The organism is Plantactinospora sp. B5E13, assembly GCF_039871775.1.
Classification (GTDB): Bacteria; Actinomycetota; Actinomycetes; order Mycobacteriales; family Micromonosporaceae; genus Plantactinospora.
The window spans coordinates 81,653-97,854 of record NZ_JBDPLT010000004.1; the positions used below are offsets into that span (position 1 = coordinate 81,653).

Below are 16,202 nucleotides of genomic sequence, written 5' to 3' on the forward strand. Positions count from 1 at the left end.
GCGGAGCCCGGTCACCAGTCCTGGTGACCGGGCTCCGCCGCGTCCGGACTGCTCAGCCGATGGCCAGGTCCCGGCGGCGGAACGCGGCCAGCCCCGCGCCGAGCAGTCCGACCGCCACCAGCGACAGCACCACCAGCGGTGTGGCCGCCGGGTCCTCGGCCGGCACCACCGGCAGGTGGGTGAAGGGCGAGACGTTCAGCACCGACTGGGGCAACTCCAGCAGCGCACCGAGTTGCCCGAACAGGACGCAGAGCAGCAGCGCCGCCCAGGAGAGCGCCACCGACCAGCGGGGCAGCAGTCCGAACAGCACCACCGCCAGCCCGGCCAGCACCAGGACGGCCGGCGCCTGGACCAGTCCGGCGACGGTGAGCCGGCCCACCTGGCCCGGCACGTCGTCGGCGACCAGCCCGTAACCGAGTCCGGTGGCCGCGCCGGCGAGCGCCAGCAGCCCGACCGTGCCGAACGCGGCGCAGGCCAGGTGGCTGAGCAGCCAGCGGGGCCGGCTGACCGCGGTGGCGAGCACACCCTCCACCGTTCCGGCCGCCTCCTCGCCACGCAGCCGAAGGACCGCCTGCGTCGCGTAACCGCCGACCGCCAGGGCGAACATTCCCATCATCGCGCCGAGAAAGGCGTCGACCAGTCGGTCCGTACCGCCGAGTTGGGCGATCAACTCGGCGGCCGTCTCGTTCTCGCCGACAAAGCTCTCCAGTTCGTTGCCGACCGACCCCATCGCCAGTCCCATCACCGCGACCCCGACCGCCCAGCCGAGCAGGACGCCACGCTGCAGCCGCCAGGCCAGGCCCACCGGGCTGAGCAGGGCGGCGGACGCGCCCGCCGGTCCACGTCGGACGGCCAGCAGCCCGCTGCCGAGGTCCCGCCGGCTGGTGAGCAGGAAAGCCACCCCGACCGCGGCGACCGTGAAGGCGGCGGTCAGCCCCAGCACCCACCAGCGGTCGGCGTCGTAGGGGCGGACCTGGTTTGCCCAGCCGAACGGGGAGAGCCAGGAGGGCCAGGCACTGGTCACCCGCAACCCGTCCACGGACACCTCACCCCAGGCGTCGCCGGCGGCCCGGAGCAGGAAGGCGAGGCCGACGGTGGCCGCGGCGAGGCCGTTGGCCCCGCGTGCCGTACCGGAGACCTGGGCGGCCACCGCCGCGACGGCGGCGAAGGCGATGCCGATCCCGGCGATCGCGGCGGCGAGCGCCACCGAGCCGGCCACCGGCAGGTCACCCCCGACCAGGACGGCCGCCAGCAGCACGCCGCTGAGCAGGTTCGCCGCCACCGTACCGAGCAGGGCGGCGGTGAGCGGGGCGTACCGGCCGACCACCGCCGAGCCGAGCAGTTCGGCGCGTCCGGTCTCCTCGTTCTGCCGGGTGTGCCGGACCACCGCGAAGGTGCTGAGCAACGCGGCGAGCACGGCCAGACTGGTGTACGCCTCGGCGTTGACCACCGCGCCGAGGCTCGGCCCGGAGGCGGGTCCGTTGAACGCCCGGGCGACCACACTGGCCGCGCTGCTGGTGGCGTAGAGCAGACGGTCCTGCTCGGTGGCGTAGATGCTGACGACACTCTGCAGGACGGCCGCCCCCACCCCGGGCACGGCCACCAACCAGACCAGGAGCTTCACCCGGTCGCGGCGGACGGCGAGCCGGGTCAGTCGCGGAGTGCCGGTGAAGCCGTTCACCGGGCACCCGCCGCCACCGGCCGTGCTCCGGCGGCGGCGGAGTCCTCGCCGTAGTGCCGCATGAAGAGTTCCTCGAGGGTCGGCGGGGTGCTGGTCAGCGTCCGTACGCCGAACTGGGCGAGGTGCCGCAGCACCGGGTCCAGCGTGCCGGACTCGACCTCGAACCGGGTGGTCGTCCCGGTGACCGTCACCGCGGACACGCCGGGCAGGTCGGCGAGCCCGTCGATCGGCCGGTCGCTCTGCACCGTCATCGGCGTACGGGTCAGGTGACGCAGTTCGGTGAGGGTGCCGGACTCGACGGTCCGGCCGGCCCGGATGATGCTGACCCGGTCGCAGAGCGCCTCGACCTCGGACATCACGTGGCTGGAGAGCAGCACGGTACGCCCGGCGTCCCGCAGATCCCGGACGTACTCCCGGAACACCGCCTCCATCAGCGGGTCCAGGCCGGAGGTCGGCTCGTCGAGGACGAGCAGTTCCACATCGGAGGCGAAGGCGGCGACGATGGCCACCTTCTGCCGGTTGCCCTTCGAGTAGGTGCGGCACCTCTTGGTCGGGTCGAGGTCGAACCGGGCCAGCAGTTCGTCGCGACGTTTCCGGTCGAGCCCGCCGCGCAGCGCGCCGAACAGGTCGATCGCCTCGCCGCCGGAGAGGTTCGGCCAGAGGTTGACGTCGCCGGGCACGTACGCCAACCTGCGGTGCAGCGGCACGGCCTCGCGCCACGGGTCACCCCCCAGCACGCTGACCTCGCCCGCGTCCCGACGCAGCAGTCCGAGCAGGATCCGGATCGTGGTGGACTTGCCCGCCCCGTTGGGCCCGAGGAACCCGTGCACCTCGCCGGTCCGGACGGTCAGGTCGAGCCCGTCCAGCGCGCGGGTGGCTCCGAAGGTCTTCACCAGGCCGGCCACCGAGATCGCGGTCATGACGCCCCCTCACTAGTGCCGTTCACGTCGTCGCCTGCGGGACGACGTGGGTCGCCCCACAGTGTACTGACCGATGGTAGGGCAAGTCGTGACGGATTTCTGATCGCCGGTCAGGAGCCGATACGCTGCACGGATGGACGGCGCTCCCAGCCTGGACACCCGTGGCCGGATCCTGCAGGCCGCGCTCGACCTGTTCGCCACCCGGGGCTACCAGCGCACCTCGCTGCGGGAGATCGCCGAGCGGCTCGACCTGACCAAGGCGGGGGTGCTCTACCACTTCCCCGCCAAGGAGCACCTGCTGGTGGCGCTCATCGAGCCGCTCGTCTCCGACCTGGAGTCGGTCCTGGCGCGGGCGGCCCGACTGCCCTGGCCGGCGGCCCGCTGGGCGATGCTCGAGGGCTGGCTGGACACCCTGCTCACCCACCGCCGGCCACTCGGCATGCTCTTCCACGACCTGGCCATGCTCCGTAGCGGCAGTGCGTTCACCCGGATCATGCGGGTCGCCATGGAGGCGTACGACCTGGTCGCCGGGCCGGGCGCGACCCGGAGCGAACGGATCCGCGCGGTGCAGGCCACGGCGATGCTCAGCGACCCGATCGTCTTCTTCGCCGACGTACCGGACGAGGTGCTGCGCGCGGAGATGCTGGACGGGGTGGCCCGGGTGCTCGGCGAGGCCCCGCCCGGTCCGGCGGACCGCCCGCCGGACCCCGACGATCCGCCCGTCCACACCGGAACCGACACCGGTACGCCGGCCGGCGCCCACTCGCCGGCGGCGGGCCTCCCGGGCGGATCCCGGCGGACACCCGATCCGGCACCCACCGTCTCCGACCGGGTACGGCCGGAGCGGGTCCGGGTCGGGCGACGTGTGGCCGGCCGGCCCCGGGCGTTGACCGGCGAGCAGATCCGGACGGCCCGGACGCTGCACGCCGAGGGGACCCAGACCGTCGACCAGATCGCCGCCGGTCTCGGCGTCTCCCGGGCCACCCTCTACCGGCACCTGCGAGCCGGCGAGCAGGCCCGTGAGACAGATTTCGACACTATTTAAAGACAATTTTGAGACTGCTGGTCGACGAAGAGCCGACCACGGAGGAGCCGATCCCAGGACGAAACAGCGGGCACCACTGTGACGGCCGGCATCCGGCGGGTCAGCGCGCCGGGTCCTGCGGATCGAGGTCGTACAGCGGGAACACCGCCTTGCGGGTGGCCATGATGGCCCGGTCCACCGCGTCCGGTTCGCCGGACGGCTGCCACGGCTCGTACGACGGGTCGGCGTCGTCGGTCATCCGCAGCGGCACGTCACGCTGGGGGCGACGTTCGCGGGCCAGCGCCCGCCAGGTGGGCGGAGTCAACGCCGCCGGATCGAGCGGTTCGCCGGTGGCCACACCGAGCAGATGCGTCCACGCCCTCGGCACCGCCTCGACGAGCGCGTAGCCGCCGCCTCCGGTGGCCACCCACCGGCCGTCACAGAGTTCGTCGGCCAGGCCGCGCAGGGCCAGGTAGCTCGCCCGCTGACCGTCCACGGTCATCCGCAGGTCGGCGAGCGGGTCGAGCCGATGAGTGTCCACACCGCACTGGGTGACCAGGATCTGCGGTCGGAACGCCCGCAGCACCGACGGCACGGTGGCGTGGAAGGCCCGCAACCATCCGGCGTCCCCGGTCCCCGGCGGCAGCGGCAGGTTCACCGCACCGCCCTCGGCGCCGGGGCCACCGGTCTCGTCGGCGAAGCCGGTGCCCGGGAAGAGCGCCAACGGGGTCTCGTGCAGGCTGATCGTCAGCACCCGGGGATCCTCGTAGAAGATCTGCTGCACCCCGTCACCGTGGTGCACGTCGACGTCGACGTAGGCCACCCGTTCCGCGCCCAGGTCGAGCAGCCGGGCGATGGCCACCGCCGGGTCGTTGTAGACACAAAACCCGGAGGCCCGGCTCGGCATGGCATGGTGCAGACCGCCGGCGACGTTGACCGCCCGCCGGGCCTCGCCCCGCCAGACCGCCTCGGCAGCCGCCAGGCTGGCGCCGGCGACCAGGGCGCCGGCCTCGTGCATGCCGTCGAAGATGGGGTTGTCCGACGTGCCGAGACCGTAGCCGGAGAAGAGCGGGTCGTGCGGGGCGGCACGGACCGCGTCCAGATAGTCCGGTCGGTGCACCCGGGCCAGGGCGGCGTCGTCGGCCGGGGTCGGCGCCACCACCCGTACGCCGGACCGGTCGAGAACCCCCAGCTCCCGCGCCAGCGCGATGGTCAACTCCACCCGTACCGGGTCGAGTGGGTGATCGCCCAGGTCGTACGTCAGCAGACTCTCGTCCCAGATCACCACGGTGTCATCCGACATGGCGCCCATCGTCGCACGGCCCGGGGCCGGCCCGTGGGATCGGAACCGGCCCGCTCCGAGGCGGACGGCGGTCAACGACGCTCGGCGGCTCCGGTGTCGCCGGTCGCCACCGGACGGCGGGGATCGGTGAGCCAGTCGCTCCAGGAACCGACGTAGAGGGCGGCGTCGGGGTGACCGGCGCGGTGCAGCGCCAGCACCGCCTGCGCGGCGGTCACCCCCGAACCGCAGTACGCGCCGACCGGCGTACCCGGCCGGACCCCGACCTCGGCGAACCGGGCGCGGAGAACGTCGGCGGCCGGCAGGCGGCCGTCCGGACCGACGTACTCGGCGGCCGGCAGGTTGACCGCGCCGGGGATGTGCCCGGCGACGGGGTCGACCGGCTCGGTCTCACCGCGGTAGCGCGGCCCGGTCCGGACGTCGAGCAGAACCCCGTCGGACGCCCGGGCCGCGGCGCCGTCGGCGTCGAGGGTCGGCAGGCCGCCGGGTTGCACCGTGATGTCGCCCGGCTCCGGCGCCGGTTGCTCCGCGGTGACCGGCAACCCGGCCGCGGACCAGGCCGGGAAACCACCGTCCAGAACCCGGACCTGCTGGTGCCCGGCCCACCGCAGGGTCCACCAGGCCCTGGCCGCCGCCATCCCGTCCCCGCCGTCGTAGACCACCACCGGCCGGCCCGACCGGACCCCGGCCGCCCGCAGCGCCTCCTCCAGCACGGCCGGGCCGGGCAACGGGTGCCGTCCGCTCGCTCCCGGCGGTCCGCACAGCTCGGTGTCGAGATCGACGAAGACCGCACCGGGCAGGTGGCCGGCGAGGTAGTCGCCGCGCCCGGGCGGGCCGGCGAGCCGCCACCGCACGTCCAGCACCGTGGGCGGGTCGTCGGACGTCAGCGCCAGCGCGAGGTCGGTCACGTCGATCAGAAGATCGTCTTTTCCGGGCACGGCGTCCAGTCAACACCATCGGGCCTGGAAGCGCCCGGCTCGGCGACACTGATTGTCGGTATCCCGAGGTAACATCTTTTTCGGGAGGACCGCTGACGTGAACGACCTAGTCGACACCACCGAGATGTACCTGCGCACCATCCTCGAGCTGGAGGAAGAGGGTGTGCCGCCGCTGCGTGCCCGGATCGCCGAGCGGCTCCGGCAGAGCGGGCCGACCGTCAGCCAGACCGTGGCCCGGATGGAGCGCGACGGGCTGTTGACCATCGAAGACGCCCGACACCTGCAGCTCACCGCCCTGGGGCGGGCGCACGCGGTCTCCGTGATGCGCAAGCACCGGCTGGCCGAGCTGCTGCTCGTCAACGTCATCGGGATGCCCTACGAGGAGGCCCACGAGGAGGCCTGCCGGTGGGAGCACGTGATGAGCGACTCGGTCGAGAAAAAGGTCTACGAGCTGCTGAACCGGCCCACCCGCTCGCCGTACGGCAACCCGATCCCCGGGCTGGAGTCGCTGGTCGCCCAGTCCGACGTACCGACCTCCGACAGCCCGACGGAGGGTGAGCGGAATCTCGCCTTCCCGGGTCTGAGTGGGCCGGTTGTCGTCCGGCGGATCTGCGAGAGTGTGCAGACCGACGGTGACGTGCTTCGCCAGCTGCACGCCGCGGGTGTCGACCCGGGCGCCACGGTCACGGTCGCCCAGGAACGCGACGGCGTGACGATCGACCGGTCCGGCGACAAGATCCGCCTCCCACGTGAGGTCGCCTCCCGCGTCTTCGTGGCCGCCCACTGACCGGGTCGCCCTGACCGGGCCGTCCTGACCGGGCGCACCTTGACCGGCAGTGCTGTCCTGACCACCGAACCCGCGGCCGTGGCCGAACCGACCGGCCCCCGGGGTCGGTCGGTGGCCCGTCGACCAGGGTCGGTCAGAGGCTGCTGGTGTCGATCTTCTTCGCCAGGGCGACGAGCTTGTCCGCGAACTCCTCCGCAGCCGCCTGGGCCTCCCCCTCCGGGAAGGTGTAGTGGAGGCTGACCAGTCGCTTGTCGCCGGTGAGCCACCCCACCTCCAGCCCGGGCCCCGAGTTCTTGGCCGGCTTCACCGCCACGTGGTAGGCCGCCTTGCCGAGCCCCTTGACCGTCTTGCCACCGCGCGGCACCACCTCGTCGGCGAAGATGGCGGCGTCGGCCGTGGTCGGGCTCACCGAGAGCGCGAGTTCCGGTCCGTCGGCGTCCTCTCCCCGCAGCACGCAGGTGTCCGTCTTCTCGTGCCGGCTCGCCGCCGATACGTCGAACCGGACGCCGGTGACCTCCTCGATCGTCGGATAGTCCACCAACTGACAGGCGCCGCCGGCGGACGCCGCGGGCAGCCGTACCACCTCCGGTGCCGGGAGGCTCGTCTGTCGCGCGGGCTCGTCGGCACACCCGGCGAGCATCAACAGTCCGGCCCCGATCAGGCAGAGTCGCCCGCGCATCTCTCCCCTTTCCACCGCCCCGGTCCGTCCGACCGGAAGCCCGTCGGACACGGTACGACTTCCGGGGCGGCGGGGAAAACCCGACGGCGGGCCCGCCCCGGAAATCGATGGGCGGATAACCCAGGTCTGCCCGTTAATCCGACGATTCCGCTTCCCTGGTATCACCCGTCCGGGTTACCGGCGGGTCGTCGACGTACGGGCAGTGTCGGCAGCCCCGCCCGCAACAGGTACCCCGTCGGGCGAGGAAGCCGGCGGTGAGCACGAACAGCCCGGTCGCCGGATCCGGATAGCCGACCTGACCGGCCGCCAACGCGGCGGAGTGCGCGGCCAGGATCCGCAGCCGGTCCGGGTGGTCCAAGGGCAGCCGGGACGGATGCGGTCGGTCCAGCGGACGCGGCGCCAACGGCAGCCGCCGGCCGGGTGTCTCGTCAGCCTCCATCGCCGCCGACCCTACGACACCCGCGGCGTCCCACCACGACACCCCGGCACCGACGGAGCACACCCGGAGGCCCGGGCTCCGCCGGGTGCCGGGGCCGTCAGGGTGTGCCGGCAGCCGGCACCAGCCGGAACTCCCGGCCCGGCCAACGGGACCGCAACCAACGGTCGTGGCTGGCCAGCACCACCGCGCCGGGACCGGCGCCCAACGCCTCCTCCAGCTCGTCGCAGAGCCGGGGCGAGAGATGGTTGGTCGGCTCGTCGAGCAACAGCAGCTCGGGAGGATCGGCCACCAACAGCGCCAGGGCCAACCGACGACGTTGCCCGACCGACAGGTCACCCACCCGCCGGTCAAGGTCCGCCGGGCCGAGCAGACCGAGCGAGCGCAGCGGTACGACCCCTGCCCGTTCCGCGCCCAGCGCCCGCAGGTAGACCTGCTCGGCGGTACCGTCCGGCCGGTCGAAGACGGTGTCCTGGGCGAGCAGACCGACCCGCAGTCCGGGCCGGCGGTGGCAGCCGCCGACCGCCAACCTTCCGGCCATCACCGCGAGCAGCGTCGACTTTCCGGTCCCGTTCGCGCCGGTGACCAGGAGACGGTCGGCGGCGGACACGTCGAGCCGGTCGACGGTCAACCGACCGGGCACCCGCAGGTCCCGCAGCGACAGCAGTGTTCCGGCGTCCCCACCGCCGGCTCCGGGGACGTCGGAGGAGCCGGGAGCGTCGGAGGAGCCGAGGACACCGGAGACCGCTGCGCCGCCGCCGGCGGTCAGCCCGACTCCCCGGAAACGCAGCGGCTCCGGCGGCGCGGGGACCTGGTCGCGTACCAGTTCGTCGAGGCGGCGGGCGGCGTCGCGTACCCGTCGGGAGATCTGGTTCTGCACCCGGCCGGCGGTGTGGCCGTACCCCATCTTCTCGTTGTCGCGGCGGTCCCGGCCGGGCGCCACCTGGTGCGCGGTCGTGTCGACCGCGCGGCGCAGCCCGGCCAGCTCCGCCTGCTCCTCGGTGAAACGCCGCTGCCACCGGGCCCGCTCCGCGCGCTTCGCGGCCTGGTAGGCGGAGTACGCGCCGCCGTAGCGCACCGGCCCGCCCAGGGCCGGGTCGAGGTCGATCAGATCGGTGCAGACCGCCTCCAGGAACGCCCGGTCGTGACTCGCCAGGACCACCACGCCGGACAGCCCGCGCAACTGCTCCTCGAGGAAGGTCGCCGCCCCGTCGTCGAGATGGTTGGTGGGCTCGTCGAGCAGCAGTGCCGAGGGTCGACGGATCAGCAGCGCGGCCAGTCCGAGCCGGCCGCGTTGCCCGCCGGAGATCGACCCCAACGTCCGGTCGTCCGGGATCCCGCCGAGCCCGAGCCCGGCGAGGACAACCCGGGCCCGGCGGTCGGCGTCCCAGGCGTCACCCTCCTGCGCCTCTTCGAGCCGCTCGCCGTACGCGATGAGCAGGTCGGCGTAGGCCGGCGAGTGCTCCGGGGTGGTGGCCAGCGCACCGGTGAGCCGGTCGAGCGCGGCCACCACCGCCCGGGCCTCGCGTAACGCGTCGTCGAGCACGTCCGCCACCGTCGAGGTGGGGTCGAAGGGCGTCTCCTGCGGCAGGAAACCCACCGCCGGCGGGCGTACGACGGTACCGGAGTCGGGCCGTTCCACCCCGGCCAGCAACCGGAGCAGGGTGGACTTGCCGGTGCCGTTCTCGCCGATCAGCCCGATCCGGTGGCCGGGTGCGGCGGTGAGTGAGACTCCGTCGAGTACCCGACGGCTGCCGAAGGTACGGACGAGATCGTGGGCGAGCAGGGCTGATGTGGACACGGCGGTCACCAACAGATCCGGGATCAGACGCCGTCCGGTCCCGTCGTCTCCCGCAGTCGGCCGTCGGCCAGCCGTAGCCAGCGGTCCACCCCGATCTCGGCGAGGAACCGTTCGTCGTGGCTGACCACCACGAACGCGCCCTGGTACGCCCCGAGCGCGCTCTCCAACTGGCCGACGCTGACCAGGTCGAGGTTGTTCGTCGGCTCGTCGAGCAGCAGCAGCTGCGGTGCCGGTTCGGCGTACAGGACGCAGGCCAGGGTGGCCCGCAGCCGCTCGCCACCGGAGAGCACCCCGACCGGTAGGTGGATCCGGGAGCCTCGGAACAGGAAGCGGGCGAGCAGGTTCATCCGCTCCGCCTCCGGTCTGGTGGGGGCGAACGCGGCCAGGTTCTCCGCCACGGTCCGGTCCAGGTCCAGCAGGTCCAGCCGTTGCGACAGGTAGGCGACCCGGCCCTCGGCCCGCTTGAGCTGGCCGCTGCCGGGGGCCAGGCCACCGTGGAGCAGACGCAGCAGGGTGGACTTGCCGGCGCCGTTCGGACCGGTGAGCGCGATCCGCTCCGGTCCCCGGATCGTCAGGTCGAGGCCGTCGCCGGCGAAGACCGGCCGGTCGGCGTACCGGACCTGCAACTGCTCGCCGACGAAGACGGTACGGCCGGCCGGGACGCTGGTGTCCGGGAGCTCGAGGGCGATCCGCTGCTCGTCACGCAGCGCCCGGCTCGCCTCGTCGAGCCGGCTCCGGGCCTCGCTGACCCGGTTGGCGTGGGTCTCGTTCGCCCTGCCCGCCGCCTCCTGGGCGCCCCGTTTCATCGTCCCGGCGAAGATCTTCGGCAGGCCGGCGTTCTTCAGGTTCCTCTGGGCGTTGCTGGCCCGCCGCTGGGCCCGCTCCCGGGCCTGCTGCATCTCCCGCTTCTCCCGTTTCAGCTCCTGCTCCGCGTTGCGGACGTTCTTCTCGGCGACCTCCTGCGCCGCCTGGACCGCCGCCTCGTACGCGGTGTAGTTGCCGCCGTGGAACCGCAGTTCCCCCCGGTCGAGTTCGGCGATCCGGTCCATCCGGTCGAGCAGGGCACGGTCGTGGCTGACCAGCAGCAGACAACCGCCCCACTCCTCCAGCACGGCGTAGAGCTTGTGCCGGGCGTCGAGGTCGAGGTTGTTGGTCGGCTCGTCGAGGAGCAGGACGTCGGGCCGCTTCAGCAGCTGCGCGGCGAGTCCGAGGGAGATGACCTGACCGCCGCTGAGTGTACCCAGAGGCCGGTCGAACGGGACGTCGACCAGGCCGAGCCGGTCGAGTTCGCCCCGGCTGCGTTCCTCGATGTCCCAGTCGTCCCCGACCACCGTGAAGTGTTCCTCGCTGGCGTCCCCGGCCTCGATCGCGTGCAGTGCCCGGATCACCGGGGCGATGCCGAGCACGTCGGCCACGGTCAGGTCGCCGGCCAGCGGCAGGGTCTGCGGGAGGTAGCCGAGCACCCCGTTGACCGTGATGCCGCCGGCACCGGGACGCAACTCGCCGGCGATCAGCTTGAGCAGGGTGCTCTTTCCGGCGCCGTTCGGCGCGACCAGGCCGGTCCGGCCGCCCGGCAGGGTGAAGGAGAGGCCCTGGAAGACCGGAGTGTCGTCCGGCCAGGAAAAGGACAGGTGGGAACAGACGATGAAAGCGTCGGACATCGGAGACAGACCTCGGGTGCGGTGGGCGGACCCGTGCCGCCCAGCAGTTGGACGTGGGGCTCGTACGACGACGGCATGGCCACGGTGGCGCGAGAACGCACCCACCGCCGGCCGATCACATCCCGGTATCACCCGGAGATGTCGTCGTCACCTGCCACGTCTGGTCTCCCTGGTCGAGATCGCTGGTGGTCCAGGATAACAGCACGGGCGCCGCCGCTGCCGCCGACGGGTGCCAAGCACGTCCGACGGACCTCGGGTACCCCGGTACGGCGGGGCGACACCGGCCGGTCTCAGCCGAACCAGGTCATCGCCTGCCCGTGTCCCCTGGTCCAGGCCAGCGGCCTGCCGTCCAGCGCCAGCACGTTGTGCAAAGCCGGGCCGGGAGGCGTCGGTAGCGTGCCGTGGCGCAGCACGCCCGGGTCCTCGTTCGCGATCCAGCGCCCGGGCAGGTCGCGGACCAGCTCGACAAACGCGGTCCGGCGCGGCTCCGGCACCTGGTAGAGCACGGAGGTGTGGAACACCACCAGGGTCGCGCCGGCCGGGGCCCGCGCGACCAGCGCCGGCAGGTCGTCCACCAGGTCACCCCGGACGAGCAGCGGTGGCTCGGCCGAGACGACCGCGACGGCGGCCCGCAACCGGGCCCGGCGGTGGGTGTGCTCCGGCCAGATGAGCGCGTCGAGCCAGCCGACGTCCGCCGGGTCGGTCACGTCGAGCGGATTCAGGTCGAGCCCGGCCCGCCACACCACCTCGGGTCGGGCGGACGGCGGCGCCGCCCCGGTGAGGGTGCACTCCAGCACCGGCTCACCCCCGCCGAGCAGGTGGTCGCCGTACCGGTAGCCGTACCGGTCGGGATAGAGGCAGAGCCCGGCGGAGGCGCCGACCTCCAGTAGGGCGAGCGGCTGCGGTAGCGCCGCGAGGACCGGCAGCAGTACGGCGCACCGCCCCGCCTCGTTCGTCTGGGTGGCCCGGTCACGGATCTCCGCCTCGACCGCCGGCCAGTTCGTCACGGTGAAGTCGTGGAAGGCGTCCGGGTCGTCGACCGGACCGCCGAGCAGCCGTACGACACCGAACAGCAGGTTCGGCTGGGTCTTGGCCGGCGGCAGGGTGCCGAGCAGGGCCAGCAGGGTCTCGTCCCCGCTGACCGCCGACGACAGCCGCGCGTACTGGGGTGACACGCCGTACGCCTCCCGGGCCGCGAATTCGGCGTAGCGGGCGGCGATCGTCATGGCGCGAGGGTAGTCGATCCCGCCGACCCCGGCCCTGAGGGGCGACGCGGCTGACCGAGCCGCCGACCCGGACCCGGGTACGCGGAAGGGAGTCGGGCGGCCGCCCGACTCCCTTCCGCCGACCTGGCCGTCAGTGCTCGACGTGCCCGGCCGACCGTTGCGTCAACCCGTTCCGGGCTCAGCTGCAGCCGGAGGTGGAACCGCAGCCCTCGCAGACGTAGCAGCTGCCGGCCGGGCGCATCTTCGTGCCGCAGGTGAAGCAGAGCGGGGCGTCCTGCGCCTTGCCGAGCACCGCCTCCAGCAACTCGGTCGACGAACCCACCCGGGCCGCCGGGCGGGCCGCCTCGGCCGGCTGCTCCGCCGGCGTCGCGGTCTCCTCGGTCGGGGTCTGCGCCGGCTTCGCCACCGGAGCCGACGCGGCCATCGCGGCGAGGTCCACCGCGCTCTCCGCCTCCGCCTCGGCCCGCAGCTGCGCGGCCCGCTCCTTGGCGGTGAAGATGCCCAGCTCCGCCCGCCGCTCGTAGGGCAGGAAGTCCAGGGCGAGCCGACGGAAGATGTAGTCCATCACCGAGGTCGCCAACCGGATGTCCGAGTCGTCGGTCATCCCGGCGGGCTCGAACCGCATGTTGGTGAACTTCGCGACGTACGTCTCCAGCGGCACCCCGTACTGCAGGCCGATCGAGATGGCCACCGAGAAGGCGTCCATCACCCCGGCCAGCGTCGAGCCCTGCTTGGACATCTTGAGGAAGACCTCACCGAGGCCGTCGTCCGGGTACGACGAGGCGGTGAGGTAGCCCTCCGCCCCGGCGACCGAGAACGACACCGTCGACGAGGGCCGCTTCTTGGGCAGCCGCTTGCGCACCGGCCGGTACTCGACGACCTTCTCGACGACCTTCTCGACCTCGGCGGCCGGGGTCTCGGTGCCCTTGTTCGACTTGGCCACCGAGAGCGGCTGGCCGACCTTGCAGTTGTCACGGTAGATCGCGAGGGCCTTGAGGCCGAGCTTCCAGCCCTCGAAGTAGATCTTCTCGACGTCCTCGACGGTCGCCGACTCCGGCATGTTGACCGTCTTCGAGATGCCACCGGAGACGAACGGCTGGATGGCGGCCATCATCCGCACGTGCCCCATCGGGGCGATGGAACGCTCACCCATCGCGCAGTCGAAGACCGGGTAGTGCTCCGGCTTGAGGCCCGGGGCGTCCACCACGTGGCCGTGGTCGGCGATGTGCTCGACGATCGCCTCGACCTGCTCCTCCGGGTAGCCGAGGCTGCGCAGGGCGCGGGGCACGGTCTGGTTGACGATCTGCATCGAGCCGCCGCCGACCAGCTTCTTGAACTTGACCAGCGCCAGGTCCGGCTCCACACCGGTGGTGTCGCAGTCCATCATGAAACCGATGGTGCCGGTCGGCGCGAGGACGCTGGCCTGCGAGTTCCGCCAGCCGAACTTGTCACCGATCTTGTTGCCCTGGGTCCACTGCTTCGTGGCCTCCCGCTGGATGGCGGTGGCCACCGTACCGGTCGGCTTGATCTCGTCGTTGGCGGCGGCGTGCTTGCGCATCACCCGCTTGTGCGGCTCGGCGTTGCGGGCGTAGCCGTCGTACGGCCCGACGACGCCGGCCAGCTCGGCGGACCGCCGGTACGCGGTACCGGTCATCAGCGAGGTGATCGCCGCGGCGACCGAGCGGCCCTGGTCCGAGTCGTACGGCAGGCCGGAGGCCATCAGCAGGGCGCCGAGGTTCGCGTAGCCGATGCCCAGCTGCCGGTACAGGCGGGTGGTCTCGCCGATCTTCTCGGTCGGGAAGTCGGCGAAGCAGATCGAGATGTCCATCGCGGTGATGACGAACTCGACCGACCTGACGAACTTCTCCACCTCGAAGCCACCGTCGGCGCGGAGGAACTTCATCAGGTTGAGCGAGGCCAGGTTGCAGGAGGAGTTGTCCAGGTGCAGGTACTCCGAGCAAGGGTTCGACGCGGTGATCCGCCCGGTCTCCGGGCAGGTGTGCCAGTCGTTGATCGTGTCGTCGTACTGCAGGCCGGGGTCGGCGCACTCCCAGGCGGCCTGGGCGATCGTGCGGAACAGCTTCTTGGCGTCGATCGTCTCGATCACCGCGCCGTCCATCCGGCCGCGCAGGTCGAACGAGCCCTCCTTCTCCACCGCGTTCATGAACTCGTCGGAGACCCGGACCGAGTTGTTGGCGTTCTGGTACTGCACGCTGACGATGTCGGAGCCGCCGAGGTCCATGTCGAAGCCGGCGTCCCGCAGGGCCCGGATCTTGTGTTCTTCCCGGGCCTTGGTGACCACGAACTCCTCGACGTCCGGGTGGTCGACGTCGAGGATGACCATCTTGGCCGCGCGGCGGGTCGCGCCGCCGGACTTGATGGTGCCGGCGCTGGCGTCCGCCCCGCGCATGAAGCTGACCGGGCCGGAGGCGGTGCCGCCGCTGGAGAGCAGCTCCTTGGAGGAACGGATCCGGGAGAGGTTGACCCCGGAGCCCGACCCACCCTTGAAGATCAGGCCCTCCTCCTTGTACCAGTCGAGGATCGAGTCCATCGAGTCGTCGACCGAGAGGATGAAACAGGCGGAGACCTGCTGCGGCGAGGCGGTCCCGACGTTGAACCAGACCGGCGAGTTGAAGCTGAACACCTGGTGAAGCAGCATCCAGGTCAGCTCGTGGGCGAAGATCTCCGCGTCGGCCGGGGTGGCGAAGTAGCCGTGCTTCTCCCCCGCCGCCCGGTACGTCGTCACCACCCGGTCGATGAGCTGCTTGAGCGACCACTCCCGCTCCGGGGTGCCGACCGCGCCCCGGAAGTACTTGGTGGTCACGATGTTGGCCGCGTTGACGCTCCAGGAGTCCGGGAACTCCACGCCCCGCTGCTCGAAGTTGATCGAGCCGTCCCGCCAGTTCGTCATGACGACGTCCCGGCGCTCCCAGGTCACCTCGTCGTACGGGTGCACCCCCTCGGTCGTCCACACCCGCTCGACCTTGAGCCCGGTCGTCGGTGCCGTCCGGGTCCGTGACTTACCTGCGGTCACACCATCCCCCGACATATCATCCGCCCCCTCACGCGCGCACGGCTCCCCGCCGTACGTCCGTCCTCGACTTCGAAATGAACACGTACTAGCTGGTCGGCGCCGCGGCCGGAATGGCCGACCCGGCCGGTCCCGCGCCGTCCCCCGACTGGCGACGGGCCTCCGCCGCCGCGCGCAGCGTCTCGATCTCCCGCTCGAAGTCGTCCAACGACTCGAACGACCGGTACACGCTGGCGAAGCGCAGATAGGCCACCTCGTCCAACTCCCGCAGCGGTCCCAGGATGGCGAGCCCGACCTCGTGGCTCGGGATCTCGGCCGCGCCCCTGGCCCGGACCGTCTCCTCGACCCGCTGGGCCAGCAGGGCGATCCGGTCGTCGTCCACCGGACGCCCCTGACACGCCTTCCGTACCCCGCCAATGATCTTCGTACGGCTGAACGGCTCGGTGACCCCGCTGCGCTTGACCACCGCGAGCACGGCCTCCTCGACCGTGGTGAACCGCTTGCCACACTCGGGGCAGGACCGACGCCGACGGATCAGCTGACCGTCGTCGGCCTCACGGGAGTCGACCACCCGGGAATCGGGGTGCCGACAGTACGGACACCGCATGCCGCCCCTCCTCTCACCGCCGCCGACGCCATCCGCCCCCGGGCAGCCGTCAACCCCGGGCCGACCACTCGTGGTGGCTCCCGCAGGACCGGCGTACCTGAAAGCTGTGGG

13 protein-coding genes are annotated in these 16,202 nt (G+C 72.3%); 2 read left to right on the plus strand and 11 right to left on the minus strand.

Annotated elements, in window-relative coordinates:
- Positions 1-52 precede the first annotated feature (52 nt).
- Positions 53-1,681 carry an anibiotic ABC transporter gene (locus tag ABGB05_RS05570; RefSeq protein WP_347652058.1) on the minus strand — a complete coding sequence of 543 codons (1,629 nt, stop codon included), beginning with the start codon at positions 1,679-1,681 and terminating at the stop codon, positions 53-55.
- On the minus strand, positions 1,678-2,601 hold the full coding sequence (locus tag ABGB05_RS05575; protein ID WP_347652059.1) for an ABC transporter ATP-binding protein: 924 nt from the start codon (positions 2,599-2,601) through the stop codon (positions 1,678-1,680). The genes ABGB05_RS05570 and ABGB05_RS05575 overlap by 4 nt, the downstream gene beginning before the upstream one ends.
- A gap of 133 nt (positions 2,602-2,734) precedes the next feature.
- Between ABGB05_RS05575 and ABGB05_RS05580 the strand changes: the two genes are divergently transcribed.
- Positions 2,735-3,646 carry a TetR family transcriptional regulator gene (locus ABGB05_RS05580; RefSeq protein ID WP_347652061.1) on the plus strand — a complete coding sequence of 304 codons (912 nt, stop codon included), beginning with the start codon at positions 2,735-2,737 and terminating at the stop codon, positions 3,644-3,646.
- 100 nt (positions 3,647-3,746) lie between these two features.
- On the opposite strand, the gene ABGB05_RS05585 is transcribed toward ABGB05_RS05580, so the two are convergent.
- Positions 3,747-4,928, minus strand: coding sequence for an acetoin utilization protein AcuC (locus ABGB05_RS05585; RefSeq protein ID WP_347652062.1), 1,182 nt, complete (start codon positions 4,926-4,928; stop codon positions 3,747-3,749).
- A 71-nt stretch (positions 4,929-4,999) separates the two neighbouring features.
- Complete coding sequence (locus ABGB05_RS05590; protein ID WP_347652064.1) at positions 5,000-5,863, minus strand: sulfurtransferase; 864 nt, start codon at positions 5,861-5,863, stop codon at positions 5,000-5,002.
- Positions 5,864-5,960: 97 nt separating this feature from the next.
- On the opposite strand from ABGB05_RS05590, the gene ABGB05_RS05595 reads away from it, so the two are divergent.
- Positions 5,961-6,650, plus strand: coding sequence for a metal-dependent transcriptional regulator (locus tag ABGB05_RS05595; RefSeq protein ID WP_347652065.1), 690 nt, complete (start codon positions 5,961-5,963; stop codon positions 6,648-6,650).
- A 133-nt stretch (positions 6,651-6,783) separates the two neighbouring features.
- Here ABGB05_RS05595 and ABGB05_RS05600 read toward each other — a convergent pair whose 3' ends face one another.
- The 7 genes from ABGB05_RS05600 to nrdR all read right to left on the minus strand — a co-directional run bounded on the left by ABGB05_RS05600 (position 6,784) and on the right by nrdR (position 16,091).
- Entirely contained in the window at positions 6,784-7,344 is a 561-nt protein-coding gene (locus tag ABGB05_RS05600) for a hypothetical protein (protein ID WP_347652067.1), read from the minus strand.
- A 118-nt stretch (positions 7,345-7,462) separates the two neighbouring features.
- On the minus strand, positions 7,463-7,768 hold the full coding sequence (locus tag ABGB05_RS05605) for a DUF5522 domain-containing protein (protein ID WP_347652068.1): 306 nt from the start codon (positions 7,766-7,768) through the stop codon (positions 7,463-7,465).
- A 97-nt stretch (positions 7,769-7,865) separates the two neighbouring features.
- Positions 7,866-9,566, minus strand: a complete 1,701-nt coding sequence (locus ABGB05_RS05610; protein WP_347652069.1) for an ABC-F family ATP-binding cassette domain-containing protein — start codon at positions 9,564-9,566, stop codon at positions 7,866-7,868.
- 23 nt (positions 9,567-9,589) lie between these two features.
- Positions 9,590-11,227 carry a ribosomal protection-like ABC-F family protein gene (gene abc-f / locus ABGB05_RS05615; protein WP_347652070.1) on the minus strand — a complete coding sequence of 546 codons (1,638 nt, stop codon included), beginning with the start codon at positions 11,225-11,227 and terminating at the stop codon, positions 9,590-9,592.
- 290 nt (positions 11,228-11,517) lie between these two features.
- Complete coding sequence (locus ABGB05_RS05620; protein ID WP_347652071.1) at positions 11,518-12,453, minus strand: DUF2332 domain-containing protein; 936 nt, start codon at positions 12,451-12,453, stop codon at positions 11,518-11,520.
- Positions 12,454-12,631: 178 nt separating this feature from the next.
- Complete coding sequence (locus ABGB05_RS05625; protein ID WP_347652073.1) at positions 12,632-15,502, minus strand: vitamin B12-dependent ribonucleotide reductase; 2,871 nt, start codon at positions 15,500-15,502, stop codon at positions 12,632-12,634.
- Positions 15,503-15,572: 70 nt separating this feature from the next.
- Positions 15,573-16,091 carry a transcriptional regulator NrdR gene (gene nrdR, locus ABGB05_RS05630; RefSeq protein ID WP_347652074.1) on the minus strand — a complete coding sequence of 173 codons (519 nt, stop codon included), beginning with the start codon at positions 16,089-16,091 and terminating at the stop codon, positions 15,573-15,575.
- Positions 16,092-16,202 lie beyond the last annotated feature (111 nt).

Coding starts and splice junctions, on each gene's coding strand:
- ABGB05_RS05575 (WP_347652059.1), bottom strand. CDS start 2,601: ATGACCGCGATCTCGGTGGCCGGCCTGGTGAAGACCTTCGGAGCCACC.
- ABGB05_RS05580 (WP_347652061.1), top strand. CDS start 2,735: ATGGACGGCGCTCCCAGCCTGGACACCCGTGGCCGGATCCTGCAGGCC.
- ABGB05_RS05585 (WP_347652062.1), bottom strand. CDS start 4,928: ATGTCGGATGACACCGTGGTGATCTGGGACGAGAGTCTGCTGACGTAC.
- ABGB05_RS05605 (WP_347652068.1), bottom strand. CDS start 7,768: ATGGAGGCTGACGAGACACCCGGCCGGCGGCTGCCGTTGGCGCCGCGT.
- abc-f (WP_347652070.1), bottom strand. CDS start 11,227: ATGTCCGACGCTTTCATCGTCTGTTCCCACCTGTCCTTTTCCTGGCCG.
- ABGB05_RS05620 (WP_347652071.1), bottom strand. CDS start 12,453: ATGACGATCGCCGCCCGCTACGCCGAATTCGCGGCCCGGGAGGCGTAC.
- ABGB05_RS05625 (WP_347652073.1), bottom strand. CDS start 15,502: ATGTCGGGGGATGGTGTGACCGCAGGTAAGTCACGGACCCGGACGGCA.
- nrdR (WP_347652074.1), bottom strand. CDS start 16,091: ATGCGGTGTCCGTACTGTCGGCACCCCGATTCCCGGGTGGTCGACTCC.